Source organism: Pseudomonas sp. (assembly GCF_036404235.1).
Classification (GTDB): domain Bacteria; phylum Pseudomonadota; class Gammaproteobacteria; order Pseudomonadales; family Pseudomonadaceae; genus Aquipseudomonas.
The window spans coordinates 1-25,289 of record NZ_DASWOT010000171.1; the positions used below are offsets into that span (position 1 = coordinate 1).

Genomic DNA, 25,289 nt, shown 5'->3' on the forward strand with positions numbered 1-25,289 from the left:
CAGCGGTCGCGCGGCCACGCCAAGCACACCGAACGCGTTCTTCGAACTATTCAAAAGCGAAGACACACCGCCTAGCGTGAACGAAATGGGCGGCGCGCCTGCCCCGGGTAGCCCGCTGCCCGCGGATGAAGCTGCGCCGATCGATCTCTTCTGATTCAGCAGAGGGTCTGCAATCCACGCAGACCCTCTGTAGGAGCCAACTTGTTGGCGAGAGATACGGTGCAACAGGACGCTTCGCGAACAAGTTCGCTCCTACAGTCAATCAACAACCACATTGAAGACATACGTCAATGGCGCGCCTTAAAGGATGAGCAGCGACAAGCAATTGTGGCTGAGGCTGCGAGGCTGTAGGAGCCAACTTGTTGGCGAGAGATGCGGTGCAGGACGCTTCGCGAACAAGTTCGCTCCTACAGTTAATCAACAACCACATTGAAGACATACGCCAATGGCGCGCCTTAAAGGATGAGCAGCGACAAGCAATTGTGGCTGAGACTGCGAGGCTGTAGGAGCCAACTTGTTGGCGAGGCGACCAACGTGGCGTGTCTGAAACAGCGGTTCGCTCCTACAGACACCCACAAAAAAACCCTGCATCGCTGCAGGGTTTTTTGTTGATCCACTATCAGCCGTTAAACACTTCATCCACGCTGTTGAGCGGGTAGTGCTTCGGATAGGGCAGGGTCGCAACACCCGTCTCGATGGCGGCCTTGGCGACGGCATCGGAAATCAGGCCCAGCAGGCGGCTATCCATTGGTTTCGGAATGATGTACTCACGGCCGAATTCCAATTTGATGCCACCGTAGGCGTCGCACACTTCCTGAGGCACCGGCTGCTTGGCCAGTTCACGCAAGGCGTTGGCTGCGGCGATTTTCATCTCTTCGTTGATACGCTTGGCGCGAACGTCCAAGGCGCCACGGAAGATGAACGGGAATCCCAGCACGTTGTTGACCTGGTTCGGGTAGTCCGAACGACCGGTCGCCATGATCACATCGTCACGGGTGGCGTGAGCCAGTTCCGGGGCGATTTCCGGATCAGGGTTCGAACAGGCAAATACAATCGGATTGGCAGCCATGGACTTCAGGCCTTCAGCACTCAACAGGTTCGGACCCGACAGACCGACAAACACATCAGCGCCGCTGAGAGCGTCAGCCAGAGTGCGTTTTTCAGTCGAATGAGCGAACTGCGCCTTGTACTGGTTCAGGTCGGTACGATCAGCATGAACCACACCGTTGCGGTCGACCATGAAGATGTTTTCGATCTTCGCGCCCATGCTCACCAGCAACTTCATGCAGGAGATGGCCGCAGCGCCGGCGCCCAAGCAGACGATCTTCGCCGATGCCAGGGTTTTGCCAGCGATTTCCAGCGCGTTGATCATGCCGGCTGCGGTGACAATCGCGGTACCGTGCTGGTCATCGTGGAACACCGGGATGTCGCACTGTTCGATCAGCGCTTTTTCGATCTCAAAGCACTCAGGCGCCTTGATATCTTCCAGGTTGATGCCGCCGAAAGTGATCGAGATACGTTTGACGGTATCGATAAAGGCCTGTGGGCTTTCCGAATCGACTTCAATGTCAAACACATCGATACCGGCGAAGCGCTTGAACAACACGCCTTTACCTTCCATCACAGGCTTGGAAGCCAACGGACCCAGGTTACCCAAGCCCAAAATCGCGGTGCCATCGGAGATAACGGCAACCAGATTTCCCTTGCCGGTATATTTGTAGGCCAGCTCAGGGTCGCGAGCAATCTCGCGGACCGGCTCAGCAACGCCTGGACTGTAGGCCAACGACAAATCGCGAGCGGTCGCGGTGGCTTTGGTGAGTTCTACGCTCAGTTTCCCCGGACGAGGGCTGGCGTGATATTCGAGAGCGGCAGTTTTCAAATCTGACATGGGGGCATTCCGCTTTTTTTGCTGTTGGATAGACGGACCGAGGAGCATACGCAAGTCAGAAAGACCTAACAAGACTGAGTAGTCAGCAATGTCAAGGGGCTGGATATACGACTTTCAGCGTAGAGCCGCGAAACACAAGAGCTACAGTGTTGTGACCCGCTGTAAAGAGTGCCTGCGACATTAGCGCACGGTTGCATTCAACATGACGGGATGAGTGATCGACATCATCCAGCGCGGCTGTCCCGGCTTGAGCCCGCCGCGCCGCGAACGATCCACCACCCAGCCGCGTGCCTCGACTTGCTGCCCCTTGAGACGCTCAAGCATGGCGCTGTCGAACAGACCGACAAGCTGCGGCGCGATACGCAGTACCAGGGCATCCTGAAACTCAATCCAGATACCGCCGTTATTGCGCTGCACATTACTGACGCGACCGGAAACCAAGGCAAAACCGCCACTGTTGATCTGATCGACAGGTTGCAAAGGGGAGTTGCGCCAGAGCCCAAGACCGGCCTGTCGGGCGGTGCGCTCGGCGGCCTGCTGGCAATCGATCAGTGCGACGTTCGGCGAAATCGCAACCAGATATCCCAAACCTTCAGCCAGTAACTGGGCTTCCAGATTCGCACCGTCGCGGCCATAAACGTTCGCAAGGGTCCGACCGTAATGATCGGTGGCCTGTTCACCGACCCGCAGACGGACTTGCCCGTCGCTTTCGTCCACCAACGTTTGCAGGCGGCGCTTGGCAGCCTCGGCAAACGGCTGAGCGGTCTGGCCTTTCTTGCCGGTTTCCGGTGCGTTAATACCAATCATGCGCACACTTCGCCCATCGCGCAGGCGTACCGTATCGCCATCTACCACACGCTGCACCTGCGCCGTCGGCAAAGACGCCGGCGCCGGGCACAACGCATGGGCGACGGACAGCCAAATCGCGGACACAAAAAAGGCGCCCACGAGGGACGCCTTTTTAAGCAGCCTGGAGAAACCCATTGGGAACTCCAGAACCACCAACCTTACTCTGCAGCAGGAGCTTTGGTTGCGCCGAACGCACCGAAACGCGACTTGAACTTGTCGACACGACCGCCGACGTCCAGAGTCTTTTGCTTGCCGGTGTAGAACGGGTGGCACTCGTTGCACACGTCCAGGCTCAGAGGCTTGGCCAGGGTGGAACGGGTTTTGATGACATTGCCGCAGCTGCAGGTTGCGTCAATGGCTTCGTAAACTGGATGGATATCAGCTTTCATGGATACTTCCTCAGGCTAGCGTGCCGCCACCCAACACTATTGTTGAATACCGCACGGAATTAGGCCGCGCATAGTACCAGACATTGCAAACCACGCAAGCCGACGTTGAAACCGGCCGTCTGCTAAGATCGCGCTCTTCGTCATACTCCGTAACAGGAAACCCCACGCGTGCCCGACGCCATTCTGCGCCTCGCCCTGCCCTCGCCCTTGCGCCGCCTGTTCGACTACCGCGCACCCGCAGGTGTCCTGGGCAGCGAATTGCAGCCTGGCATGCGCGTGCGAGTGCCGTTCGGACGCCGGGAAATGATCGGCATCCTGATTGAAGTCACCGACCACAGCGAAGTCCCGGCCGACAAACTCAGGCCCGCCATTGCGCTGCTCGACAGCGAAGCGCCACTGCCTGCGGCATTGTTCAAGTTGTGCCTGTGGACCTCGCAGTATTACCAGCACAGCCTGGGCGACACCCTGAGCTGGGCGCTTCCGTCTCTGTTGCGACAGGGCGAACCGGCTGAATCACGCCAGGAGCGATTCTGGCAACTGGCCCCAAACGCCAGCCTCGACGACCCGCGTATCGCCCGCGCGCCCAGACAAAAAGAAGCGCTGACCACCCTGGCCCAGCATCCGCATGGCGTCGCGCATCAGTTGCTGAGCAAACTGATGCTCAATCGCGAGAGCTTGAACCTGTTGCTGGCCAAAGAACTGGTACAGGTCGAGGTGCGCTGCCACAAACCGGTCGAGCGGCATGAACGCTGGCTGGCGCAACCGGAACTGCCACTGAACACGGAGCAACGCGCGGCTTATCAAGCGGTCCGCGCCGGATTTGGCAGCTTTCATGCGTCGCTGCTGGCTGGTGTTACAGGCAGCGGCAAGACCGAGGTCTATCTGCAACTCATCCGCGAAACCTTGGAAGCAGGCAAGCAAGCGCTGGTGCTGATCCCTGAGATCAACCTGGGGCCGCAGACCCTGGCGCGGTTCGAGCAACGCTTCAATGCGCGCATCGCTCTGGTGCATTCGGCGGTCAATGATCGTGACCGACTCGACGCCTGGCTGGCGGCACGCGATGGCGAGGCAGACATCATCATCGGCACCCGTTCTGCGCTGTTCACGCCGATGAAAAACCCCGGCCTGATCATCATCGACGAAGAGCACGACGGCTCCTATAAACAGCAGGAAGGTTTGCGTTACCACGCGCGCGATCTGGCGGTGGTGCGTGCGCGGCAGGAAGACATCCCCATCGTCCTCGGATCGGCGACACCTTCGCTGGAAAGCCTGCATAACGCCTACACCGGCCGGTACGCGCTCTTGCGCCTGAATCAACGAGCGGGCGGTGCGCAACAACCGCGCTTCCTGCGTCTGGATGTAAAAAGCCGCCCGCTGGACAGCGGAATTTCCGGGCCGATGCAGCAAGCCATCGGACAAACCCTGGCGGCGGGCCAGCAGGTATTGGTATTTCTTAACCGCCGCGGCTTTGCGCCGACGTTGTTGTGTCATGACTGTGGCTGGCTCTCGGAATGCACCCGCTGCGATGCGCGCATGACCGTGCATCAACGTTCCGGCGAGTTGCGCTGCCACCACTGCGGCCATGTCGAACGCGTGCCGCGCAATTGTCCGTCGTGCGGCAAGGTCGACCTGCGCCCAGTGGGAGCAGGGACGGAGCGTGCCGAAGAACGGCTGGCGATTTTGTTTCCCGACTATCCGGTGCTGCGCGTCGACCGCGACAGCACCTCGCGCAAAGACGCGATGAATCAATTGTTCGCGACCATCCAGAAGGGCAATCCCTGCATCCTGGTGGGCACGCAAATGCTCGCCAAAGGGCATCACTTCCCTCGCGTAACGCTGGTGTCGATCCTTGATGCCGACGGCGGGCTGTTCTCTGGCGACTTCCGCGCCAGCGAGCGGATGGCACAATTGATCGTCCAGGTAGCCGGCCGCGCCGGGCGCGCCGAAGAGCCAGGCAAGGTGATCATCCAGACGCACCTGGCAGAACACCCCTTGCTGATTCAGTTGACCGAGCAGGGCTATTTCGCCTTCGCCGAGCAAGCACTGAGCGAGCGGCGTGCCGCTGGGCTACCGCCGTTTTCGCATCTGGCCCTGTTGCGTGCCGAAGCGCACAAACCGGGGCAGGCAGAAGGGTTTCTTGATCAAGCCTGCGCGCAAGCCGAGCAACTACTGATCGATATGAAGCTGGGCGGCATTGAACTATTGGGCCCGGTGCCAGCTCCGATGGAGCGTCGCGCCGGGCGTTATCGCGCGCAACTGTTGGTCCAGGCCAACGCCCGCGCACCGCTGCATAAATTGCTGTCGACGTGGCTACTGACCTTGGAAAACATGCCCAGTGGCCGACAAGTGAGATGGTCACTGGACGTTGATCCGGTGGATTTGTATTAAAGCGATGCACAATCTGATCTGCGCCCTGCGGCCTCGACCACAATTGCCCGCTGCTGCTCATCCGTCTCAGCGTGCCATCGGCGTATGCCTTCAACGTAGTGATTGATCACTTGTAGGAGCGAACTTGTTCGCGAAACGGCGTACCTGATACTCCGCGTAAACTCCCTCGCCAACAAGTTGGCTCCTACAGGGATTGCGCTGCAAAAATGACAATTCATAACCGTGCATCCATCGCGGTTGGCAAGGTGGCTTCGGCAACGGATAATGCCCAGTTTTTCCACCCGCGCATCCAGGCGCTGCCGCGCTTGCGGTCGAAGAGAGCATCATGAAAGACACCATTCGCCAGCTGATCCAACAAGCCCTGAGCCAACTCGTCATCGATGGCGTCTTGCCAGAAGGGCTGACGCCAGCGATTCAGGTGGAAAACGCCCGGGACAAGAAAAACGGCGACTTCGCCAGCAATATCGCCATGATGCTGGCCAAGCCTGCCGGGATGAAACCGCGTGACCTGGCAGAGAAACTCATCGCAGCCCTGCCCGCCGATGACCAGATCAGCAAGGTCGAAATCGCCGGCCCCGGTTTTCTCAACTTTTTTCAGAACACCCAGGCCCTGGCGTCGCGTTTGGATGCAGCCCTGGCCGACGGCAAAAGACTTTCGGTACGCAAGGCCACGCCGGTGCAACGGGTAGTCGTCGACTTGTCCGCGCCCAACCTGGCCAAAGAAATGCACGTCGGCCACCTGCGCTCGACCATCATCGGCGACAGCGTGGCCAATGTTCTGGAATACCTGGGCGACACCGTGATTCGGCAGAACCATGTGGGCGATTGGGGCACTCAATTCGGCATGCTGATGGCGAATATGGTTGATCAACCCAGAGCTGAAAGAAGCCTTTCGGATCTTGAAGATTTTTACCGTGCATCAAAAAAACGCTTTGATGAAGAGCCCGACTTCGCTAATCGCGCACGACAGTTGGTGGTTGACCTTCAAGCAGGCGATCACAACTGCCTGAGCATTTGGAGTGCGTTCAGAACCGTTTCACTGCTTCACTGCGAAAAGGTCTACAAGCGCCTAAACGTAAATCTGGAGCCCAAAGACATCCGGGGCGAAAGCGCCTACAACGATGATCTACCCACAGTAGTCGCAGATTTGAAAGCCGCCGGGCTTTTGGTTGAAAGCAACGGTGCCCAGTGTGTGTTTCTTGAGGAGTTCAAGACAGCAGAAGGCACACCCTTGCCTGTGATCATCCAAAAGGCGGACGGCGGCTACCTGTACGCGACCACCGATCTGGCGGCCATCCGCTATCGCAGCAATGTGCTGAAAGCCGATCGCGCGCTGTACTTCGTCGATCAGCGTCAGGCCCTGCACTTCCAACAGGTGTTCGAAGTCGCGCGTCGTGCCGGTTTTGTCACCAACGGCATGCGCATGGAACATATGGGCTTTGGCACCATGAACGGCGCCGACGGCCGTCCGTTCAAGACTCGCGATGGCGGCACCGTCAAACTGGTCGACCTGCTCGACGAGGCTCAGGAGCGTGCCTACACGCTGGTAAAAGAGAAAAACCCGGAAGTCGCCGAAGCTGAACTGCGCAACATCGCCAAGGTGGTGGGCATCAGTGCGGTGAAATACGCCGACCTGTCCAAGCACCGCGCCAGCGACTACAGCTTCAACTTCGATCAAATGCTGAGCTTCGAAGGCAACACCGCGCCTTACCTGCTGTATGCCTACACCCGCGTCGCCGGTGTGTTTCGCAAACTGGGTGCGTCATTTGACGAAAGCAAAGGTCATATCATTCTCGACACACCGCAGGAACAAGAATTGGCCGCGCGCCTGGCGCAGTTCGGTGAAGTCCTGAACAACGTCGCCGAGAAAGGCACCCCGCATGTGCTGTGCGCTTACGTCTACGATCTAGCCGTTCTGTTCTCGAGCTTTTACGAGAATTGCCCGATTCTCGGCGCCGAAAATCCCGAGCAACAACAGAGTCGTCTACGCCTCGCTGCCCTGACCGGCCGCACCCTCAAGCAAGGCCTGGAACTCTTGGGCCTGGAAACTCTGGAGCGTATGTAAGTTGGCAGTCAAAAAGAAACCTGCTCCCAAGCGCGGCGCCAGCCGTTATCAGGCACCCGCAAAGAAGCCGATTCCGGGCTGGTTGTGGATGGCAATCGGCCTCACCGTCGGTGCCTTCATTGTTTTCCTGATGAAACTTGAGCCCGGCGGTGACGACATCAAGCGCGTAAAAGCCGATGCCAAAGCCGCGAAGATTGCCGAAGCGAACAAGACGCCACCGAGCCCCACAGCCCCGGTCAAGCCCAAGTACGACTTCTATACGCTGCTGCCTGAATCCGAAGTCATCGTGCCTAACGAAGCGGTGCCTGAAAAGACGCCGCCTCCAGTTGTCGCGCCGCCGACCCCGGTATCGCCAGAACAAGCTGCGAAGATCGACACCGCCCGCGCCCAGGCAGCGCTTAGCGGCTTGACGCCGCCACCGCCGCCCCCGGTAGCCAAGCCTGCGCCGGTGACGCAGTTCTTCCTGCAGGCAGGTTCGTTCCGTAAACAGGCGGACGCCGACAAGGTCCGGGCGCAGATTATTCTGCTGGGGCAAACGGCCTCGGTTGAATCGGGCACCGTGAAGGATGAAACCTGGTACCGCGTGCTGGTCGGTCCGTTCAGCAACCGCGAACAACTGACCACCGCGCAGAAGCAACTGGCCGGTGGCGGGTTCAACAACCTGTTGTTGCAACAGCGGCAGAATCGCTGACTCACCTGCCCCCACGGATGTAGATACTCTGCTCCTGGTCAAGCTTTGAGCTGGTGTTTTTTGCCGAACAGCGTGGCCGTATCAAATGCTTCACATGTCTTCAATGTGGCGGGTGATCAGCTGTAGGCGCGCGGCTTGTCCCGCGATCTGGCGCGCAGCGGCAGTAAACCCGATGTGCGCGGTCTACCTGTCACACCGTGTTCGCAGGTTTACGACGGGTTCCCCGCCGGTCGCGGGACAAGCCCGGCTCCCACATGGGGGCTGGGTCAGAGCGCACTGGAGCCAGCTGGTTGGCGAGGCGACCCACACGGCGCGCCTGAAACACCGCCTCGCGAACCAGTTCGCTCCTACAGCCGGTCAACCGAGCTTGACCGGGAAGAGAGTGTCTACACGTGTTGCGTCGTGTCTCTGATTAATGGGCCGACGGCCCCACCACCACTCATCCTCCAAACCACCCAACAGTTGAAATACCCGCTCACACCCCCATATGAGTTTGCATCAGGGCATTTTCGCCCCGCAGCGTGGAGACTCTCCTCTTGACCACCATCGTTTCAGTGCGCCGTCACGGCAAAGTCGTCATGGCGGGTGACGGCCAGGTTTCCCTGGGCAACACCGTCATGAAAGGCAACGCGAAGAAAGTTCGTCGCCTGTACCACGGCGAAGTCATCGCCGGATTCGCCGGTGCAACTGCCGACGCCTTCACGCTGTTCGAGCGTTTCGAAGGCCAGCTTGAAAAACACCAGGGCCACCTCATTCGCGCAGCCGTCGAACTCGCTAAAGAATGGCGTACCGACCGCTCCCTCAGCCGCCTCGAAGCCATGTTGGCCGTAGCCAACAAAGACGCATCCTTGATCATCACCGGTAACGGCGATGTGGTTGAACCCGAAGATGGCCTGATTGCCATGGGCTCCGGCGGGCCTTTCGCTCAAGCGGCCGCGCGTGCCTTGATTCTGAAGACTGATCTGTCGGCCCGCGAGATCGCGGAAACCGCGTTGCACATCGCAGGCGATATCTGCGTGTTCACCAACCACAACATCACCATTGAGGAGCAGGACCTCGCCGAATAAGCCCTCGGCACTGGCCGCGTACATACGCAGCCTGCCAAGCCTGTTTGCGCTAGAGGACCGTTGAAAACCATGTCCATGACTCCCCGCGAAATCGTCCACGAACTCAATCGCCATATCATCGGCCAGGACGATGCCAAACGCGCCGTCGCCATTGCGTTGCGTAACCGCTGGCGCCGGATGCAACTGCCTGAAGAGCTGCGCGTTGAAGTCACGCCAAAAAATATTCTGATGATCGGCCCGACCGGTGTCGGTAAAACCGAAATTGCCCGTCGTCTGGCCAAACTCGCCAACGCGCCGTTCATCAAGGTTGAAGCGACCAAATTCACCGAGGTCGGCTATGTTGGCCGTGACGTCGAGTCGATCATTCGAGACCTCGCCGACGCGGCCATGAAGCTGCTGCGCGAGCAGGAAATAGTCAAAGTCCGTCATCGTGCCGAAGACGCCGCCGAAGATCGCATCCTCGACGCGCTATTGCCGCCAGCCCGTGTCGGCTTCAACGAAGATGCCTCATCGAGCAGCGACTCCAATACCCGCCAGCTGTTCCGCAAGCGCCTGCGCGAAGGTCAATTGGACGACAAGGAAATCGACATCGAAGTCTCCGAAGCCGTGGGCGTTGATATTTCCGCGCCGCCGGGCATGGAAGAGATGACCAATCAGTTGCAAAGCCTGTTCGCCAACATGGGCAAGGGCAAAAAGAAGAGCCGCAAGCTGAAAGTCAAAGATGCCCTGAAGATGGTGCGCGATGAAGAAGCCAGTCTTCTGGTCAACGACGAAGACCTCAAAGGCAAAGCACTGGAAGCTGTCGAGCAGCACGGCATCGTGTTCATCGATGAGATCGATAAAGTCGCCAAGCGCGGCAATGTCGGTGGCGCCGATGTGTCGCGTGAAGGCGTGCAGCGCGACCTGCTGCCCCTGATCGAGGGCTGCACCGTCAATACCAAACTGGGCATGGTCAAGACCGACCACATCCTGTTCATTGCCTCCGGCGCGTTCCACCTGAGCAAGCCGAGCGATCTGGTGCCTGAACTGCAAGGCCGTCTGCCGATCCGCGTCGAGCTCAAAGCGCTGACGCCGCAAGACTTCGAACGCATTCTCAGCGAGCCGCACGCGTCGCTGACCGAGCAATACCGTGAGCTGCTCAAGACCGAAGGCCTGAACATCGAGTTTCTGCCTGATGGCATCAAGCGTCTGGCCGAGATTGCCTGGCAGGTGAACGAGAAGACCGAGAACATCGGTGCCCGTCGTTTGCACACGTTGCTTGAACGCCTGCTTGAAGAGGTGTCGTTCAGTGCTGGCGATTTGGCCAGTGCCCAAGATGCCGAGACGATCAGGATCGACGCCGAGTACGTCAATAGCCATCTGGGCGAGTTGGCGGACAACGAAGATCTTTCCAGATACATCCTTTAAGTTGTAGGCGTGGATTTATCCGCGAAGGACCAGGGCAGACAACCAGCATGACGTTGTCTGAACTGACGCCTCGCGGATAAACCCACTCTTACAGTCCGGCCTGCCGCTTGAGACTTCTCCATGTCCCGAATACCCTCCGCCATCGAGCTGCACAAAGCGTCCAAAACCCTCACGCTGAAATATGCTCCAGGCGAGGAGTATCACCTGCCGGCTGAGTTTCTACGTGTGCATTCGCCGTCGGCAGAAGTGCAGGGCCACGGTAACCCGATCCTGCAATTTGGCAAGCTGGGGGTTGGCCTGACCAAGGTTGAACCGGCCGGTCAGTACGCACTGAAACTGACCTTCGACGACGGGCACGACAGCGGATTGTTCACCTGGGAGTACCTTTACCAACTGGCACAACGCCAGGAGGCGTTGTGGGACGATTACCTTGCCCAATTAAAAGCCGCCGGCAAAAGCCGTGACCCTTCCGAACAAGTCATCAAGCTGATGTTGTAGGCGCGCCGCTCTAGTCCGCCACTGGGCTTATTAGGACGCACTTTCTAATCCCTTCTGTTTCAATGATCCGCGCAGCGGCCAATGACTGGCCCTGCTTGCGATTTTTTGCAATCTCGCGTAACCAATGATTCTCGCAACTTTGTGCATCGGAGTTTATGCGCAAGTTTGCGGTGCTCGCCGCCGCTGAGAGCCTGAAGTGCAGGCCATTGCGATCGTTCGAGCATCTGCTCAAATGTGTTAATCATCGGTCACCCGCGAAGCAGTACTGGCGTGTGCCTGTGTCGCTGATTCACAGGAATGCCGGTACGCATCTCAGGACAATGGAGCGTCGTAGATGAATAACAAAAATAACGAGGACCTGCAGCGTCAGGCCTCAGAACACACGCTGGGGTTGAATCCCGTTGTCGGCTTGCGTCGTAAAGATTTACTCACCACGGCCCGTATGGTTTTGTCCCAGGCCATCAAACAACCCATCCACAGCGTCAAGCACATTGCCCACTTCGGTCTCGAACTGAAAAACGTGCTGCTCGGCAAATCCACTCTTCAGCCAGCAGGCGACGACCGTCGTTTCGCTGACCCGGCATGGAGCCAGAACCCGCTTTACCGTCGCTACTTGCAGACCTATCTGGCCTGGCGCAAGGAACTGCACAGCTGGATTGATGACAGCAACCTCTCCCCCCAAGACATCAGCCGTGGTCATTTCGTGATCAATCTAATGACCGAAGCGATGTCGCCCACCAATGGTGCGGCAAACCCTGCGGCCGTGAAGCGCTTCTTCGAAACCGGTGGCAAGAGCATTCTCGATGGCCTGTCGCATTTAGCCAAAGACCTGGTGAACAACGGCGGGATGCCCAGCCAAGTCAACATGGACGCCTTCGAGGTCGGCAAGAGTCTCGGCACGACGGAAGGCTCGGTGGTGTTTCGCAACGACGTGCTGGAGCTGATCCAATACAAACCGATCACCGAACAAGTCCATGAACGGCCACTGTTGGTGGTGCCACCGCAGATCAACAAATTTTATGTGTTCGACCTCAGCCAGGATAAAAGCCTGGCGCGCTTCTGCCTGCGCAATAACGTGCAAACCTTCATCATCAGTTGGCGAAACCCGACCAAGGCACAGCGTGAGTGGGGCCTATCGACCTACATTGATGCAGTGAAAGAAGCAGTCGACGCGGTTTGCGCCATCACCGCAAGCAAGGACATCAACATGCTCGGCGCCTGCTCCGGGGGCATCACCTGCACCGCGCTGCTGGGCCATTACGCGGCGCTCGGTGAACAGAAAGTACACGCATTGACGCTGTTGGTAAGCGTGCTCGATACCACCCTGGACAGCGAAGTGGCGCTGTTCGTCGATGAACAAACCCTGGAATCAGCCAAGCGTCACTCGTACCAGGCTGGGGTGCTGGAAGGTAAAGACATGGCGAAAATATTCGCCTGGATGCGCCCGAATGACTTGATCTGGAATTACTGGGTCAACAATTACCTACTGGGCAACGAACCGCCAGTCTTCGACATTCTGTTCTGGAACAACGACACCACTCGTCTACCGGCTGCGTTTCATGGTGACCTGATCGAGATGTTCAAGAACAATCCCCTGATTCGGCCCAATGCACTGGAAGTCAGCGGCACACCCATTGACTTAAAGCAGGTCAAAAGCGATGTCTTTTGCCTGGCAGGCACCAACGACCACATCACGCCTTGGGGCTCTTGTTACAAGTCGGCGCGGCTGTTTGGCGGCAAGACCGAGTTCGTATTGTCCAGCAGCGGCCACATTCAGAGCATTTTGAATCCGCCGGGCAATCCGAAGTCGCGGTACATGACCAACTCGCAACTGCCAGAAAGTTCGGCCAAGTGGCAGGAAGAGGCGACCAAACACACCGACTCCTGGTGGCTGTATTGGCAGGCGTGGCAGGCCGAACGCTCGGGCAAGCTGAAAAAAGCGCCTACCACACTGGGCAACAAGGCCTACCCAGCAGGCGAAGCGTCACCGGGGACGTATGTGCATGAAAGGTAGACGCTTCTGATTCTGCCCGCAGGGCGTAGGAGCGTGGCTTGTCCCGCGATCGACCGGGGCCGGTCGTAAATGCTGAAACGTGATGTGTCTGACACACCGAATTCGGTGGTTTTGCTGCCGCTTCGTGGCAGATAGCGGGACAAGCCACGCTCAGTTGAGTTTTCAGGATCGGCACCGCGTAGGGCAGCACCACCGGCGTTTTAACCCACAGGGCTTCGCGCATGCCGCAACCGTTTGTATTTCGCACCATCGACCTGGACGGTCACAACATTCGCACTGCCGTGCGGCCGGGCAAGGGTCATCAAACGCCTCTGCTGATTTTCAACGGTATTGGCGCCAACCTGGAGTTGGTGTTTCCGTTCGTCGACGCACTGGACCCAGACCTTGAGGTCATTGCTTTCGACGTCCCCGGTGTCGGTGGCTCGTCGACGCCCAGTCGCCCTTACCGCTTCCCTGGTCTGGCGAAACTGGCGGCGCGCATGCTCGATTATCTGGACTATGGTCAGGTCAACGTGGTCGGGGTTTCCTGGGGGGGCGCGCTGGCACAGCAGTTTGCCTACGACTATCCCGAGCGCTGCAAAAAACTGGTACTGGCAGCCACGGCGGCCGGCGCGGTGATGGTGCCGGGCAAACCGCGCGTGCTGTGGTTGATGGCGAGCCCGCGACGCTATATTCAACCGTCCCACGTGATCCGTATCGCCCCGGAAATCTATGGCGGCGCGTTTCGACGCGATCCGCACTTGGCCGCTAACCACGCCGCCAAGGTCCGCTCGTCCGGAAAACTGGGTTACTACTGGCAGTTGTTCGCGGGCATGGGCTGGACCAGCATTCACTGGCTGCACAAGATTCATCAGCCGACGCTGGTACTCGCCGGGGACGACGACCCTTTGATCCCGCTGATCAATATGCGTCTGCTGGCTTGGCGGATACCCAATGCCCAGCTACACATAATCGACGACGGTCATTTATTTCTGATTACCCGAGCCGAGGCGGTCGCCCCCATCATCATGAAATTTCTCCAGCAAGAGCGGCAACGCGCCGTCATGCATCCACAACCTGCGCCGAGCGTGCGATAGCCAAAGTTGGAACCCCGAGGAGTTGGCGCTAAACAATAAAAGCAGTTGCTTCACTGACGGTGCCATAGACCGGATGTCATGGCGCAGAACGGCGCGGACCAGCACTCACAGTGGCCGACGCAGGTGTATTTGTTAATGGCTGACGAAGGAGTGTTGAACCATGCAAGACAAATCAGCGAAGAATGCTGAGCCAACGCCCGCGACCTACATCAATGCGCAAAGCGTGGTCACTGGCCTGCGTGGCAGGGACTTGTTTTCCACCCTGCGTAACGTCGCCATACAGGGTCTGAAACATCCGATCTACACGGCGCGCCATGCGTTGACCCTCAGCAGCCAGCTCGGCCGCGTGATGCTCGGCGATACACCCTACACACCCAACGCCCACGACAGCCGATTCTCCGACCCCACCTGGACCTTTAATCCGCTGTATCGCAGGGGCTTGCAGGCCTATCTCAGTTGGCAGCATCAGATGCGCCAATGGATCGACGGTAGCCAGATGTCCAGGGATGACCGTGCTCGCGCACATTTCATTTTTGCGCTGCTCAACGATGCACTGGCGCCGACTAACACGCTGCTCAACCCGTTGGCCGTCAAGGAGCTGTTCAACTCTGGCGGCGCCAGCCTGATCAAGGGCCTGAGTCATCTGTTCGATGACCTGCTGCACAATAACGGGTTGCCAAGCCAAGTCACCAAGGACGCCTTCGAAGTCGGCAAGACGGTCGCGGTTACGCCTGGCTCGGTAGTGTTTCGCAATGAGCTGATGGAGTTGATCCAATACAAACCGATGAGCGAAAAGCAGTACGCCCGACCGATGCTGATCGTCCCCCCACAGATCAACAAGTTCTACATCTTTGACTTGAGCCCCACTAACAGCTTCGTCCAGTACGCGCTGAAAAACGGTCTGCAGACCTTCATCATCAGTTGGCGAAACCCGGATATACGCCATCGAGAGTGGGGCCTTTCCAGCTATGTCGAGGCTGCTGAAAAGGCAATGAATGTCTGCCGCGCGATCACCGGGGCACGCGAAGTCAATCTGGTGGGTGCCTGCGCTGGCGGTCTGACCATCGCTGCGCTACAGGGCCATTTACAGGCCAAACGGCAGATGCGTCGGGTATCCAGCGCGACGTATCTGGTGAGCCTGATGGACAGCGAAATCGAGAGCCCGGCAACGCTGTTCATTGACGAGCAAACCCTTGAAGCAGCGAAACGCCGCTCTTATCAACGCGGCGTGCTGGACGGTCGCGACATGGCGAAGATATTCGCCTGGATGCGGCCCAACGACCTTATCTGGACGTACTGGGTCAACAATTACTTGCTGGGCAAGGCGCCGCCGCCGTTCGACATTCTGTACTGGAACAACGACAGCACGCGCCTGCCCGCGGCGTTTCACGGCGATCTGCTGGACTTTTTCAAGCACAACCCGCTGAAGCATCCGGGCGGTCTGGAGGTTTGCGGTACGCCAGTGGATTTGCAGAAGGTCACAGTGGACAGTTTCAGCGTTGGAGGTCAGAACGATCACATCACCCCGTGGGATGTGGTGTACCGCTCAACCCTGCTGCTGGGCGGCGACCGTCGCTTTTTGCTGTCCAACAGCGGTCATGTGCAAAGCATTCTGTGCCCGCCAGGAAACCCGAAAGCGAGCTTCGTCGAGAACGGCAAACTGAGCAGCGATCCACGTGCGTGGTACTACGACGCAAAACGCTCGGAAGGCAGTTGGTGGCCGACGTGGTTGAACTGGATTCAACAACGCTCCGGTGCACAAAAAGAGACCCTGGCGACACTGGGCAACCAGAATTACCCGCCGATGGAAGACGCACCGGGGACGTATGTGCGGGTGCGGTGAGGGCTCCTACAATTTTCTTTTAAAGGGGTCTGATTTATGGCTTTTAAAGGGGTCTGATTTATTTGGCTTTTAAAGGGGTCTGATTTATTTAATTTTCACAGGCACGCCGACTTTGTCTTCTGACTTAAATAAATCAGACCCCTTTAAAAAAACACCTTTAAAAAACATTAAAACCTGAACAAGAAGACTGGATGAAAACCCGCGACCGCATTCTGGAGCGCGCCCTACGACTGTTCAATCAGCAGGGCGAACCCAACGTTTCAACCCTGGAAATCGCTAATGAACTGGACATCAGCCCAGGCAATCTCTATTACCACTTTCGCGGTAAGGAGCCGCTGGTGCTGGAGCTGTTCGAGCGCTTCCAGGCAGAGCTTGCACCCTTGCTCGACCCGCCCCCCGACGCACGGCTAGACGCCGAGGATTACTGGCTGTTCCTGCATCTGATCGTCGAGCGCCTGGCGCACTATCGCTTTGTGTTTCAGGATCTATCTAATCTCGCCGGACGCCTGCCCAAACTCGCCCGCGGCATTCGCAACCTGCTTAACGCGATCAAACGCACCCTCGCCTCGCTGCTGGCCAGATTAAAGGCAGAGGGACAGGTGATAAGTGATACCCAGGCGCTGGGACAACTGGTGGAGCAGATCAGCATGACACTGCTGTTTTCCCTCGATTACCAGCACATCCTCGGCCAAGAGGGCGAGGTTCGGGTGGTGGTGTACCAAATCATGATGCTGGTAGCACCACACCTCGCGCCGGACTCAAGGCATGCGGCGCAGACGCTGGCGCTGCACTATCTGGAGGAGTGAATCAAGCAGCGCACGCCCTAAAAAGACTTGAATAAAAAGCCCGACCTGTTTTCACACGTCGGGCTTTGTTGCCTCACAGGCCGTGATCAGGACTGACTGACGGGAGTCGACGCAGTGGTGGAAGGCGTGGTTGCCGAATTGCTGGGTGCGGGGGTAGATGACGCCGCAGTTGGAGCCGGGGTAGTTGCGGTGGGTTTGGCAGTTGCAACTGGCTTAGCGGCTGCGGGCTTTTTCGCGGCGGCGGGCTTGGCTGCAGGTTTAGCGGCTGGTTTTGCCACAGGTTTTGCCGCTGTTGCCGGCTTGGTAGCAGGTTTAGCTGCAGGTTTAGCCGCTACCGACTTGGCTTTCGCCGCCGTAGACGCCGCGGCCTTGGAGGCTGCCGCCACAGGTTTTGCGGCTGCTTTTGCAACGCCAGGTTTGGCCGCAGCAGTTTTGCTCGCAACAGTGCTGGCAGCCTTGGCGACAGGTTTAGCCACAGCTTTCACCAATGGTTTGGCCGTGGTTTTTGCCGTCGGTTTAATCGCAGGTTTGGCAGCAGCAGGTTTGGAAATCGGCGTCACCGAAGTACCGGTCAGCTTCTCGATTTGCTTGGTCAGCAGATCGACTTTGCTGTGCAGCGCCTTGACTTCGTTGCGGCTTGGAACGCCCAGGCGAGAGATCGCGCTGTTCAGGCGCTTGTCGAAAGCACCCTCCAATTCGCTCCATTTACCCAGCGCCAGATCTTTCACGTCGCCGACGCGGGATTTAGTGCTGGCCTTGGCCGTGTCGACCTGTTTTTCAACTGTAGTCTTGGTTTGTTTCTCGGCTTTCTCACCGTCTTTCACCAACGTTTCGAAAAGCTTACTGCCGTCATTGCTGATCTTCGAGTAAGCGCCTAAACCAGCCAACCAGATTTGGCGTGAGTATTTCTCAACCTCGCCAATCCAGGAGCTGCTTTCTTTTTCGGTTTTCTTTTTGCCAGCCATCCCGTTCTCCTTATTGTTTACGCGCGACGCGTTCAAGCAATGCCGTCAGTTCATCGAGCTTAGCAGAGAGTGTCTCAACATCATGTTTAGACGGTATACCAATGCGATTCAAGGCTCTGGCCACACGGCGGTCGAATGCGCTCTCGATTTTATCGAGTTGAACTTCGACACGGCCCTTCACTTTGGTGACTTCGTCTTTGACAGAATCGATCTCGCTGTTAGCCGCTTCAACTTGTTCATCAATGACTTTTTTGGCTTTTTTTTCGGTCTGCTCGCCCGTCTTGATCAACTCTTTGACGTACTCAGCGCCTTCCTGGCCGACCCTAACGTAGGCACCCAGCCCTGCGAGCCAGATCTTGCGCGCATAGAGACGGACTTCCGAAAAAGTCTTCGCTTCTTCGGCTTCTATTTTCTTCAGAGTAACTGTGACCATGGTGCACCTCACGCTCAAACAGGGTTGGAGGGACCGCCCCGATAGTTGTTGGGGCATGGGTACAACGTAGAGAGAAATATTAGAAAACTCACCCTAGGTTGGGTGAGATGACGCTTGATCTGTTGGCGTTACACGGTCAGCACTTTATCCAACTGCTTTTCGATTTCAGATTGGATCGAGCCGCTCATGGCAGACAGAAAGAAATTCAGTTCGATACTTACCCGCACAAGATCTTCTTCAACATCGACTGTGCCTTTGGCGCCCTTGCCTTCCAGCGCAACCGTGTCGCCGGTCCATTCATGGGCGATGCCATATTTGTCCGACAGCTTTTGCAGCATGAGTTCAGCCTTTTCGCGGGCCTTTTCCTTGCCCAGAGCATGAGCGCGTTCAACGGTGATTCGGGCCATTCAAAGACTCCTTCATCCAGGGGTAAATCGTCGGGGCACTATAACAGCGGGGCACAGCGAAGAAACTGTTCAGGGTGAGCCTTGTCAAGACAAAGCCAGCCCCGGCGATTAGAATGGCCGCACTTTATTCCGGTGACAGCGATATGAACGATCCGCGCAAAGGCAGCGATGCCGAACCCACCACCCACTTCGGCTACAAAAACGTGCCAGAAAGCCAGAAGGCCGAGAAAGTCGCCGAAGTTTTCCATTCAGTTGCGGCCAAGTACGACCTGATGAACGACGTGCTTTCCGGTGGTATGCACCGCCTTTGGAAGCGCTTCACCATCGAGCTGTCCGGCGTACGAACCGGCAATCGCGTGCTCGACATCGCTGGCGGCACAGGCGATCTGGCCAAAAAATTCTCACACCTTGTGGGTCCGACCGGCGAAGTGGTGCTCGCCGACATCAATGAATCCATGCTCAGAGTCGGTCGCGACCGCCTGCTGGATCGTGGTGTGGCGGGCAACATGAGCTTCGTCCAGGCCGACGCTGAAAAGCTGCCGTTCCCGGACAACTATTTCGACTGCGTAACCATCGCCTTCGGCCTGCGCAACGTCACCCACAAAGACGACGCCATTCGCTCGATGCTGCGCGTACTCAAGCCAGGCGGTCGGCTGTTGGTGCTGGAATTCTCCAAACCGACCAATCCGATCATGTCGAAGATCTACGACGCGTACTCCTTTGCCTTCATGCCGCTGGCTGGCAAGTTGATCACCAATGACTCCGAGAGCTATCGCTATCTGGCCGAATCGATCCGTATGCACCCGGATCAGGAAACCCTGAAAGCGATGATGGTAGACGCAGGTTTCGACCGCGTGACCTACCACAACATGACCTCGGGCATCGTCGCCTTGCACCGCGGCATCAAGCCCTGATGCTGATCAACGGCTTGCTCGCCAGTGCCGAACACGGCATCAACCGCGTGCTGCGCATGGACAGCACGGCGTTGCCGCGCCTTGATCGGTTGTCCGGCAAGGTGATTGCGGTCCAATGCACCAGCCCGGCGTTTCACCTGTTCATCCTGCCCAGCGATGAAGGATTGATGCTGGCGTCCCATTGGGAGGCTGGCGCCGACTGCACCCTTCGCGCACCCGCTGCAAGCCTGATGCGCCTGGCCCTGAGCAAGGACAAAACTGCCGTGCTGCACAGTCCGGAAGTCGAGCTGGAGGGCGAAAGCGCGGTGTTGCTGGAACTGACCGGCGTGCTGCAAGACCTGGACCTGGACTGGGAATACGAACTGTCGCGCTGGCTTGGCCCAGTCGCCAGCTCGCTGCTCGGCGGCCGTCTGCGCAGCGGCGCGAACTGGACCCGCGACAGCCTTGCCAGCCTGAGTCATAACCTCGCCGATTACCTGAGCGAGGAATCACGCACGCTGGTCGGTACACGTGAAGCCCAAGCACGTTTCGCCGAGCTCGACCAAGCCAAACAAGATCTCGAGCGCCTCGAAGCCCGCTTCGAACGTCTCGCCCAATCCCTCAAATCCAGCGATAACGCATGAGCCTGCTTGCCATCCGCCGTCTGTTTCGCATCCAGCGCGTCGTAATCCGCTACCGCCTCGATGACCTGCTGTTTGCCCTGCCGTTGCCGTGGTGGCTGCTGGCGGTGCGTTTTGTGCTGCCATGGCGCTGGCTGCCGCGACGCAAAAGTGAACTGACCCGTGGCGCGCGCTTGCGTCTGGCGTTGCAGGATCTGGGGCCGATCTTCATCAAGTTCGGCCAATTGCTGTCGACACGTCGCGACCTGCTGCCCGAAGACATCGCCGACGAGCTGATGAAGTTGCAAGACCGCGTACCACCGTTCGAATCGCAAAAGGCTATCGACCTGATCGAGTCGCAACTGGGCGCCAAGATCAGCCAGGTGTTCAGTCGTTTCGATGTCGAGCCGCTGGCCTCGGCCTCGGTGGCACAGGTACACGCCGCAAAACTAAGAACCGGCGAAGAAGTCGTGGTGAAAGTAGTGCGTCCGGGCCTCAAGCCGATCATCGGCTCGGACCTGGCGTGGCTATTCATTCTCGCGCGCATCGCCGAACGTTTATCCGCCGACGCCCGCCTGCTGCACCCGGTAGACGTAGTCAGCGATTACGAAAAAACTATCTACGACGAACTCGACCTGTTACGCGAAGCGGCCAACTCAAGCCAATTGCGCCGTAACTTCGAAGGTTCGCAGATGCTGTACGTGCCACAAGTCTATTGGGACTGGTGCAGGCCCAAAGTGCTGGTGATGGAGCGCATCTACGGCGTTCAGGTGACTGATCTGGCGACCCTTGCTGACCAGCGCACCAACATGAAAATGCTCGCCGAACGTGGCGTCGAATTGTTTTTCACCCAGGTTTTTCGAGACAGTTTCTTCCACGCAGACATGCACCCCGGCAACATTTTCGTCAGCACCGTGAAGCCGTGGAGCCCGCAGTACATCGCCATCGACTGCGGTATCGTCGGCAGCCTGACCCCGGAAGATCAGGATTACCTGGCACGCAACCTGTTCGCCTTCTTCAAACGCGATTACCGACGCGTCGCCCAACTGCACATTGACTCGGGCTGGGTCCCGGCGCACACCAAACTCAACGAATTCGAGGCGGCGATTCGTACTGTTTGCGAGCCCATATTCGAAAAACCGCTCAAGGATATCTCCTTCGGTCAGGTGCTGATGCGTTTATTCCAGACCGCGCGCCGCTTCAACATGGAGGTCCAGCCGCAACTGGTGCTGCTGCAAAAAACCCTGCTTAACATCGAAGGACTGGGCCGTCAGTTGTATCCGGATCTGGATTTGTGGAGCACCGCGCAACCGTTCCTGGAACGCTGGATGCGTGAGCGGGTCAGCCCCAAGACCCTGCTTGGCAACCTGCAATCGCAAGTGGAACAGATTCCGCACCTGGCGGGCATGACCCGTGACTTGCTGGAGCGCATGTCGCAACCTCATCGCAACGATCCGCCGCCAGCGTGGCGCGAGCGTAGCGATCACTGGGCACTGCGACTGATCGGCGCGGCGCTGCTGGCGGGTGGCGCGGTGATGGCGTCAATCCATCTGCAATCGGGTGCCCAATGGCTCGCATTGAATGCCGCTCCGACCGCGATCATGCTAATAGCAGGCCTGTATCTGATCGTTCGCCGATAGCCATCGACGCAGGCCGCTGGCACACTAGCCCCCTACACCATCCACAGACGGCCGGAGCCGACGATGAAAGACTGGCTGGACGAGATTCACTGGAACAGCGATGGTTTGGTCCCGGCGATTGCCCAGGACTACAAAACCGGGCGCGTCTTGATGATGGCGTGGATGAATCGCGAAGCCTTGAGCCTGACTGCCGCTGAAAATCGCGCCATCTATTGGTCGCGCTCACGTAGCAAACTTTGGCGCAAAGGCGAAGAATCAGGCCACGTGCAAAAGCTGCATGAGTTGCGCCTGGACTGCGATGCCGATGTCATTATTCTGATGGTCGAACAAATCGGCGGCATCGCCTGCCACACGGGTCGTGAAAGCTGCTTCTACCGCGTATACGATAACGTTGGCTGGAAAACCGTGGACCCGGTCCTCAAAGACCCCGACGCCATTTATCAGGCAGGACACTGAACATGACTGATACCTTGTCTCGCCTCGCTGAAGTGCTTGAAGCACGCAAAGGCGCGGCTGCCGACAGCTCCTATGTCGCTAGCCTCTATCACAAGGGTCTGAATAAGATTCTGGAAAAGGTCGGCGAAGAGTCGATCGAAACCATCATTGCCGCCAAGGACGCTGCCATCAGCGGCGATTGCAGCGATGTGATCTACGAAACCGCTGACCTGTGGTTCCATAGCCTGGTGATGCTTGCCTCATTGGGGCAACATCCACAGGCCGTACTCGATGAACTGGACCGCCGCTTCGGGCTGTCCGGTCACGTCGAAAAGGCCGCCCGTTCGGCTGAATGAACACTCACGCCTGCGGGCTATGAATTTCTTACGAGGAACGCGTCATGGGTATTTTTGACTGGAAACACTGGATCGTCATTCTGATCGTGGTCGTGCTGGTATTCGGTACCAAAAAGCTCAAAGGTCTTGGCACCGATGTGGGCGAATCGATCAAGGGCTTTCGCAAAGCCATGAACGATGAAGATAAAACCCCGGAACAACCCCCGGTGCAGCCACAACCACAGCCGCACACGACTCAGTCGTCGCCGCTGAATCAGCCGCACACCATCGACGCGCAAGCGCAGAAAGTCGAAGAGCCCATCCGCAAAGACTAGGTCGTGACGCATGTTTGGTATCAGCTTCTCTGAACTGCTGCTGGTCGGGCTCGTGGCCTTGCTGGTGCTGGGCCCCGAACGTCTACCGGGTGCCGCACGCACGGCAGGGCTTTGGGTCGGGCGCCTGAAACGCAGTTTCAATGCGATCAAACAGGAAGTTGAACGCGAAATCGGTGCCGACGAGATTCGTCGCCAGTTGCATAACGAACACATCCTTTCGCTGGAGCAGGAAGCGCGCAAGATTCTTTCGCCGCAGCAAACGACTGCTGAGCCTGCGGCCACGGTCGTGCCGTCTGCGATAGAAACGCCGCTACCGATAACCGCCGCGACACCCACGCCGATTCAGCCCACGCCGAGCGCCGATATCGGCCCGGCAGCGCCCGCTCAAAGCGCATCCGTCAGTGCAGAACCTGCCCACGTTGCGCCCGTTTCCGAACCGGCTCCGGCCAACCACACAGCGCCAGTGCAGTCCGCGCCTTCCGCCAACGATTCGTCTTTGCCACCGCGAGCCCCATGAGCGATATCCCGGAAAACGACCAGCAAATGCCGCTGGTCTCGCACCTCACCGAACTGCGCTCGCGCCTGCTGCGTTGCGTGCTGGCGATCTTTGTGATCTTCGCCTGTCTGTTCTACTTCACGCAGAAGATCTACACCTTTGTCTCGGCTCCGCTGCGGGTATTCCTGCCCGAAGGCGCGACGATGATCGCCACCGACGTGGCCTCGCCATTCATCACGCCGTTCAAATTGACCATGATGGTCGCGCTGTTCCTGTCGATGCCGGTAATCCTGCACCAGATCTGGGGCTTTATCGCACCCGGTCTGTACAAGCATGAAAAGCGCATCGCCGTGCCGCTGCTGGTTTCCAGCATCGTGTTGTTCTATGCCGGCATGGCCTTCGCGTATTACCTGGTCTTCCCGCTGATTTTCCACTTCTTTGCCAGCGTGACGCCCGAAGGCGTGTCGATGATGACTGACATCGCCAGTTATCTGGACTTCGTCATGACGCTGTTCTTCGCCTTCGGCGTGGCGTTCGAGATCCCGGTAGCAGTGGTGCTGTTGGTATGGATTGGCATCGTCGACGTCAAATACCTGAAGAAAATTCGTCCTTATGTGGTGATTGGCTGCTTCATCGTCGGCATGATCCTCACTCCGCCGGACATTTTCTCGCAGACCCTGTTGGCCGTGCCGATGTGGTTGTTGTTCGAAATTGGTGTGCTGTGCAGCTCCATGATCACCAAACGTAGCGACCATGTAGACGAAGAGACCGTCGAAGATAAGCCGGATCAACCGCCAGCAGCGCAGCCGTGAATCTGCTGTTACTAGAAGAAGCCGACTTCATCGCGGCGGATCGGGTCATTCTGCGTGACCGCCGCCTCACGCACATGCAGCAAGTGCATCGGTCGGTGGTCGGCGACAGCCTGCGCGTCGGGCGCATGGGCGGCTTGCTGGGCAGCGCAGAACTGTTGCGCCTGGAGCCCCACGAAGCCGAGTTGTCAGTAAGCTTCGACAAACAACCGCCTACCAAGCTGCCGCTGACGCTTGTGCTGGCACTGCCACGCCCCAAAATGCTGCGCCGGGTATTTCAGACCGTCGCCACCATGGGCGTCCCCAAAGTCATCCTGCTCAACAGCTACCGCGTCGAGAAGAGCTTCTGGCAAACGCCGTTCCTTGAACTTGAAGCAATTCGCGAGCAATTGATCCTTGGTCTGGAGCAAGCCCGCGACAGCGTGCTGCCCGAGATCGTCATCGAAAAACGCTTCAAACCATTCGTCGAAGACCGACTGCCCGCGCTGGTCGAGGGAACCCTTGGCCTGGTCGGCCATCCCGGCGACTTCCCGGCATGCCCTCGTGCAGTTGATGAGTCCGTCACCCTGGCCATCGGCCCCGAAGGTGGCTGGATACCCTATGAAATAGAGTTGTTACGCAAATCAGGCCTGCAACCTGTGCAGCTCGGCGAGCGCATCCTGCGCGTCGAAACTGCCGTCACCGCCCTGCTCGCACGCCTTTTCTGAAGACGGAAACATCCTCCCTTTTTGTCGAATAATTGCTTCAGTTTGTTGACAGACAGCCGATGAACAGGCGTCGACAATACAACGCTCAAGGAATCACCATGACTCGCTGGTTTGCCCAACGGCTCGGAAACGTAAGTGTCGGTTTGAAGCTGGGTTTTGGCTTTGGCCTGGTTCTGCTGCTGACTTTACTCATCACCATCACTGGCTGGTCTGGAGTGACGTCACTGATCGAT

The 25,289-nt window shown here is 58.0% G+C and carries 26 protein-coding genes; 20 read left to right on the forward strand and 6 right to left on the reverse strand.

Features of this window, described 5'->3' with window-relative positions:
• Positions 1-154, forward strand: a 154-nt coding sequence (locus VGC62_RS27805; RefSeq protein WP_414705831.1) for a hypothetical protein, incomplete at its 5' end; no start/stop codon positions are given.
• Between the two features lie 465 nt (positions 155-619).
• On the opposite strand, the gene VGC62_RS21465 is transcribed toward VGC62_RS27805, so the two are convergent.
• The 3 genes from VGC62_RS21465 to rpmE all read right to left on the reverse strand — a co-directional run bounded on the left by VGC62_RS21465 (position 620) and on the right by rpmE (position 3,126).
• Positions 620-1,888: a malic enzyme-like NAD(P)-binding protein gene (locus VGC62_RS21465; protein WP_331189088.1), complete on the reverse strand. Its 1,269-nt coding sequence runs from the start codon at positions 1,886-1,888 to the stop codon at positions 620-622.
• A 180-nt stretch (positions 1,889-2,068) separates the two neighbouring features.
• Positions 2,069-2,872 carry a thermonuclease family protein gene (locus VGC62_RS21470; protein WP_331189089.1) on the reverse strand — a complete coding sequence of 268 codons (804 nt, stop codon included), beginning with the start codon at positions 2,870-2,872 and terminating at the stop codon, positions 2,069-2,071.
• Between the two features lie 23 nt (positions 2,873-2,895).
• Complete coding sequence (gene rpmE / locus VGC62_RS21475; protein ID WP_255881157.1) at positions 2,896-3,126, reverse strand: 50S ribosomal protein L31; 231 nt, start codon at positions 3,124-3,126, stop codon at positions 2,896-2,898.
• Between the two features lie 168 nt (positions 3,127-3,294).
• Here rpmE and VGC62_RS21480 point away from each other — a divergent pair, with 168 nt between their 5' ends.
• The 10 genes from VGC62_RS21480 (at position 3,295) to VGC62_RS21525 (ending at position 16,981) form a co-directional block, all read left to right on the forward strand.
• Entirely contained in the window at positions 3,295-5,514 is a 2,220-nt protein-coding gene (locus VGC62_RS21480; RefSeq protein ID WP_331189090.1) for a primosomal protein N', read from the forward strand.
• Between the two features lie 325 nt (positions 5,515-5,839).
• Entirely contained in the window at positions 5,840-7,579 is a 1,740-nt protein-coding gene (argS, locus tag VGC62_RS21485; protein ID WP_331189091.1) for an arginine--tRNA ligase, read from the forward strand.
• Position 7,580: 1 nt separating this feature from the next.
• Complete coding sequence (locus VGC62_RS21490) at positions 7,581-8,270, forward strand: SPOR domain-containing protein (RefSeq protein ID WP_331189092.1); 690 nt, start codon at positions 7,581-7,583, stop codon at positions 8,268-8,270.
• A gap of 536 nt (positions 8,271-8,806) precedes the next feature.
• Positions 8,807-9,337 (forward strand): ATP-dependent protease subunit HslV, encoded by a 531-nt coding sequence (gene hslV, locus VGC62_RS21495; RefSeq protein ID WP_331189093.1) that lies wholly within the window; start codon positions 8,807-8,809, stop codon positions 9,335-9,337.
• A gap of 69 nt (positions 9,338-9,406) precedes the next feature.
• The gene (gene hslU / locus VGC62_RS21500; protein WP_331189094.1) at positions 9,407-10,744 is read left to right on the forward strand and encodes an HslU--HslV peptidase ATPase subunit; all 1,338 of its coding nucleotides are present in this window, start codon (positions 9,407-9,409) and stop codon (positions 10,742-10,744) included.
• 120 nt (positions 10,745-10,864) lie between these two features.
• A complete protein-coding gene (locus VGC62_RS21505; RefSeq protein WP_331189095.1) occupies positions 10,865-11,242 on the forward strand; it encodes a DUF971 domain-containing protein in 378 nt (125 codons plus the stop codon).
• A gap of 334 nt (positions 11,243-11,576) precedes the next feature.
• Positions 11,577-13,256: a class II poly(R)-hydroxyalkanoic acid synthase gene (gene phaC, locus VGC62_RS21510; RefSeq protein ID WP_331189096.1), complete on the forward strand. Its 1,680-nt coding sequence runs from the start codon at positions 11,577-11,579 to the stop codon at positions 13,254-13,256.
• A 221-nt stretch (positions 13,257-13,477) separates the two neighbouring features.
• The gene (gene phaZ / locus VGC62_RS21515; protein WP_331189097.1) at positions 13,478-14,332 is read left to right on the forward strand and encodes a poly(3-hydroxyalkanoate) depolymerase; all 855 of its coding nucleotides are present in this window, start codon (positions 13,478-13,480) and stop codon (positions 14,330-14,332) included.
• 160 nt (positions 14,333-14,492) lie between these two features.
• The gene (phaC, locus tag VGC62_RS21520) at positions 14,493-16,175 is read left to right on the forward strand and encodes a class II poly(R)-hydroxyalkanoic acid synthase (RefSeq protein WP_331189098.1); all 1,683 of its coding nucleotides are present in this window, start codon (positions 14,493-14,495) and stop codon (positions 16,173-16,175) included.
• Positions 16,176-16,366: 191 nt separating this feature from the next.
• A complete protein-coding gene (locus tag VGC62_RS21525) occupies positions 16,367-16,981 on the forward strand; it encodes a TetR/AcrR family transcriptional regulator (protein WP_331189099.1) in 615 nt (204 codons plus the stop codon).
• A gap of 86 nt (positions 16,982-17,067) precedes the next feature.
• Here VGC62_RS21525 and VGC62_RS21530 read toward each other — a convergent pair whose 3' ends face one another.
• From VGC62_RS21530 to VGC62_RS21540, 3 genes are all read right to left on the reverse strand, one after another.
• Positions 17,068-17,946 (reverse strand): phasin family protein, encoded by an 879-nt coding sequence (locus VGC62_RS21530; protein ID WP_331189100.1) that lies wholly within the window; start codon positions 17,944-17,946, stop codon positions 17,068-17,070.
• Between the two features lie 10 nt (positions 17,947-17,956).
• Positions 17,957-18,379 carry a phasin family protein gene (locus VGC62_RS21535; protein ID WP_331189101.1) on the reverse strand — a complete coding sequence of 141 codons (423 nt, stop codon included), beginning with the start codon at positions 18,377-18,379 and terminating at the stop codon, positions 17,957-17,959.
• A 128-nt stretch (positions 18,380-18,507) separates the two neighbouring features.
• Positions 18,508-18,786 (reverse strand): polyhydroxyalkanoic acid system family protein, encoded by a 279-nt coding sequence (locus tag VGC62_RS21540; protein WP_331189102.1) that lies wholly within the window; start codon positions 18,784-18,786, stop codon positions 18,508-18,510.
• A gap of 143 nt (positions 18,787-18,929) precedes the next feature.
• Here VGC62_RS21540 and ubiE point away from each other — a divergent pair, with 143 nt between their 5' ends.
• The 9 genes from ubiE to VGC62_RS21585 all read left to right on the forward strand — a co-directional run bounded on the left by ubiE (position 18,930) and on the right by VGC62_RS21585 (position 25,056).
• Complete coding sequence (gene ubiE / locus VGC62_RS21545; protein ID WP_331189111.1) at positions 18,930-19,700, forward strand: bifunctional demethylmenaquinone methyltransferase/2-methoxy-6-polyprenyl-1,4-benzoquinol methylase UbiE; 771 nt, start codon at positions 18,930-18,932, stop codon at positions 19,698-19,700.
• Positions 19,700-20,323 carry a ubiquinone biosynthesis accessory factor UbiJ gene (locus tag VGC62_RS21550; RefSeq protein ID WP_331189103.1) on the forward strand — a complete coding sequence of 208 codons (624 nt, stop codon included), beginning with the start codon at positions 19,700-19,702 and terminating at the stop codon, positions 20,321-20,323. Before ubiE ends, VGC62_RS21550 begins: the two co-directional genes overlap by 1 nt.
• A complete protein-coding gene (gene ubiB, locus VGC62_RS21555) occupies positions 20,320-21,939 on the forward strand; it encodes a ubiquinone biosynthesis regulatory protein kinase UbiB (protein ID WP_331189104.1) in 1,620 nt (539 codons plus the stop codon). Before VGC62_RS21550 ends, ubiB begins: the two co-directional genes overlap by 4 nt.
• Positions 21,940-22,002: 63 nt before the next feature.
• Complete coding sequence (gene hisI / locus VGC62_RS21560; RefSeq protein ID WP_331189105.1) at positions 22,003-22,395, forward strand: phosphoribosyl-AMP cyclohydrolase; 393 nt, start codon at positions 22,003-22,005, stop codon at positions 22,393-22,395.
• Positions 22,396-22,397: 2 nt separating this feature from the next.
• On the forward strand, positions 22,398-22,730 hold the full coding sequence (locus VGC62_RS21565; RefSeq protein ID WP_331189106.1) for a phosphoribosyl-ATP diphosphatase: 333 nt from the start codon (positions 22,398-22,400) through the stop codon (positions 22,728-22,730).
• A 44-nt stretch (positions 22,731-22,774) separates the two neighbouring features.
• On the forward strand, positions 22,775-23,044 hold the full coding sequence (locus VGC62_RS21570) for a twin-arginine translocase TatA/TatE family subunit (RefSeq protein ID WP_331189107.1): 270 nt from the start codon (positions 22,775-22,777) through the stop codon (positions 23,042-23,044).
• 10 nt (positions 23,045-23,054) lie between these two features.
• Positions 23,055-23,561, forward strand: a complete 507-nt coding sequence (gene tatB, locus VGC62_RS21575; RefSeq protein ID WP_331189108.1) for a Sec-independent protein translocase protein TatB — start codon at positions 23,055-23,057, stop codon at positions 23,559-23,561.
• Complete coding sequence (gene tatC, locus VGC62_RS21580; protein WP_331189109.1) at positions 23,558-24,352, forward strand: twin-arginine translocase subunit TatC; 795 nt, start codon at positions 23,558-23,560, stop codon at positions 24,350-24,352. Before tatB ends, tatC begins: the two co-directional genes overlap by 4 nt.
• Positions 24,349-25,056, forward strand: coding sequence for a 16S rRNA (uracil(1498)-N(3))-methyltransferase (locus VGC62_RS21585; RefSeq protein ID WP_331189110.1), 708 nt, complete (start codon positions 24,349-24,351; stop codon positions 25,054-25,056). The genes tatC and VGC62_RS21585 overlap by 4 nt, the downstream gene beginning before the upstream one ends.
• Positions 25,057-25,289: the final 233 nt, after the last annotated feature.

What these genes read in the sequence shown, in the direction of transcription:
- tatB (WP_331189108.1), top strand. Translation starts at nt 23,055, where the DNA reads ATGTTTGGTATCAGCTTCTCTGAACTGCTGCTGGTCGGGCTCGTGGCC.
- hisI (WP_331189105.1), top strand. Translation starts at nt 22,003, where the DNA reads ATGAAAGACTGGCTGGACGAGATTCACTGGAACAGCGATGGTTTGGTC.
- hslU (WP_331189094.1), top strand. Translation starts at nt 9,407, where the DNA reads ATGTCCATGACTCCCCGCGAAATCGTCCACGAACTCAATCGCCATATC.
- VGC62_RS21535 (WP_331189101.1), bottom strand. Translation starts at nt 18,379, where the DNA reads ATGGTCACAGTTACTCTGAAGAAAATAGAAGCCGAAGAAGCGAAGACT.
- phaC (WP_331189098.1), top strand. Translation starts at nt 14,493, where the DNA reads ATGCAAGACAAATCAGCGAAGAATGCTGAGCCAACGCCCGCGACCTAC.
- VGC62_RS21470 (WP_331189089.1), bottom strand. Translation starts at nt 2,872, where the DNA reads ATGGGTTTCTCCAGGCTGCTTAAAAAGGCGTCCCTCGTGGGCGCCTTT.
- VGC62_RS21465 (WP_331189088.1), bottom strand. Translation starts at nt 1,888, where the DNA reads ATGTCAGATTTGAAAACTGCCGCTCTCGAATATCACGCCAGCCCTCGT.
- rpmE (WP_255881157.1), bottom strand. Translation starts at nt 3,126, where the DNA reads ATGAAAGCTGATATCCATCCAGTTTACGAAGCCATTGACGCAACCTGC.
- VGC62_RS21530 (WP_331189100.1), bottom strand. Translation starts at nt 17,946, where the DNA reads ATGGCTGGCAAAAAGAAAACCGAAAAAGAAAGCAGCTCCTGGATTGGC.
- VGC62_RS21525 (WP_331189099.1), top strand. Translation starts at nt 16,367, where the DNA reads ATGAAAACCCGCGACCGCATTCTGGAGCGCGCCCTACGACTGTTCAAT.
- VGC62_RS21550 (WP_331189103.1), top strand. Translation starts at nt 19,700, where the DNA reads ATGCTGATCAACGGCTTGCTCGCCAGTGCCGAACACGGCATCAACCGC.
- tatC (WP_331189109.1), top strand. Translation starts at nt 23,558, where the DNA reads ATGAGCGATATCCCGGAAAACGACCAGCAAATGCCGCTGGTCTCGCAC.
- VGC62_RS21505 (WP_331189095.1), top strand. Translation starts at nt 10,865, where the DNA reads ATGTCCCGAATACCCTCCGCCATCGAGCTGCACAAAGCGTCCAAAACC.
- phaC (WP_331189096.1), top strand. Translation starts at nt 11,577, where the DNA reads ATGAATAACAAAAATAACGAGGACCTGCAGCGTCAGGCCTCAGAACAC.
- VGC62_RS21540 (WP_331189102.1), bottom strand. Translation starts at nt 18,786, where the DNA reads ATGGCCCGAATCACCGTTGAACGCGCTCATGCTCTGGGCAAGGAAAAG.
- VGC62_RS21570 (WP_331189107.1), top strand. Translation starts at nt 22,775, where the DNA reads ATGGGTATTTTTGACTGGAAACACTGGATCGTCATTCTGATCGTGGTC.
- ubiE (WP_331189111.1), top strand. Translation starts at nt 18,930, where the DNA reads ATGAACGATCCGCGCAAAGGCAGCGATGCCGAACCCACCACCCACTTC.
- ubiB (WP_331189104.1), top strand. Translation starts at nt 20,320, where the DNA reads ATGAGCCTGCTTGCCATCCGCCGTCTGTTTCGCATCCAGCGCGTCGTA.
- argS (WP_331189091.1), top strand. Translation starts at nt 5,840, where the DNA reads ATGAAAGACACCATTCGCCAGCTGATCCAACAAGCCCTGAGCCAACTC.
- phaZ (WP_331189097.1), top strand. Translation starts at nt 13,478, where the DNA reads ATGCCGCAACCGTTTGTATTTCGCACCATCGACCTGGACGGTCACAAC.
- VGC62_RS21565 (WP_331189106.1), top strand. Translation starts at nt 22,398, where the DNA reads ATGACTGATACCTTGTCTCGCCTCGCTGAAGTGCTTGAAGCACGCAAA.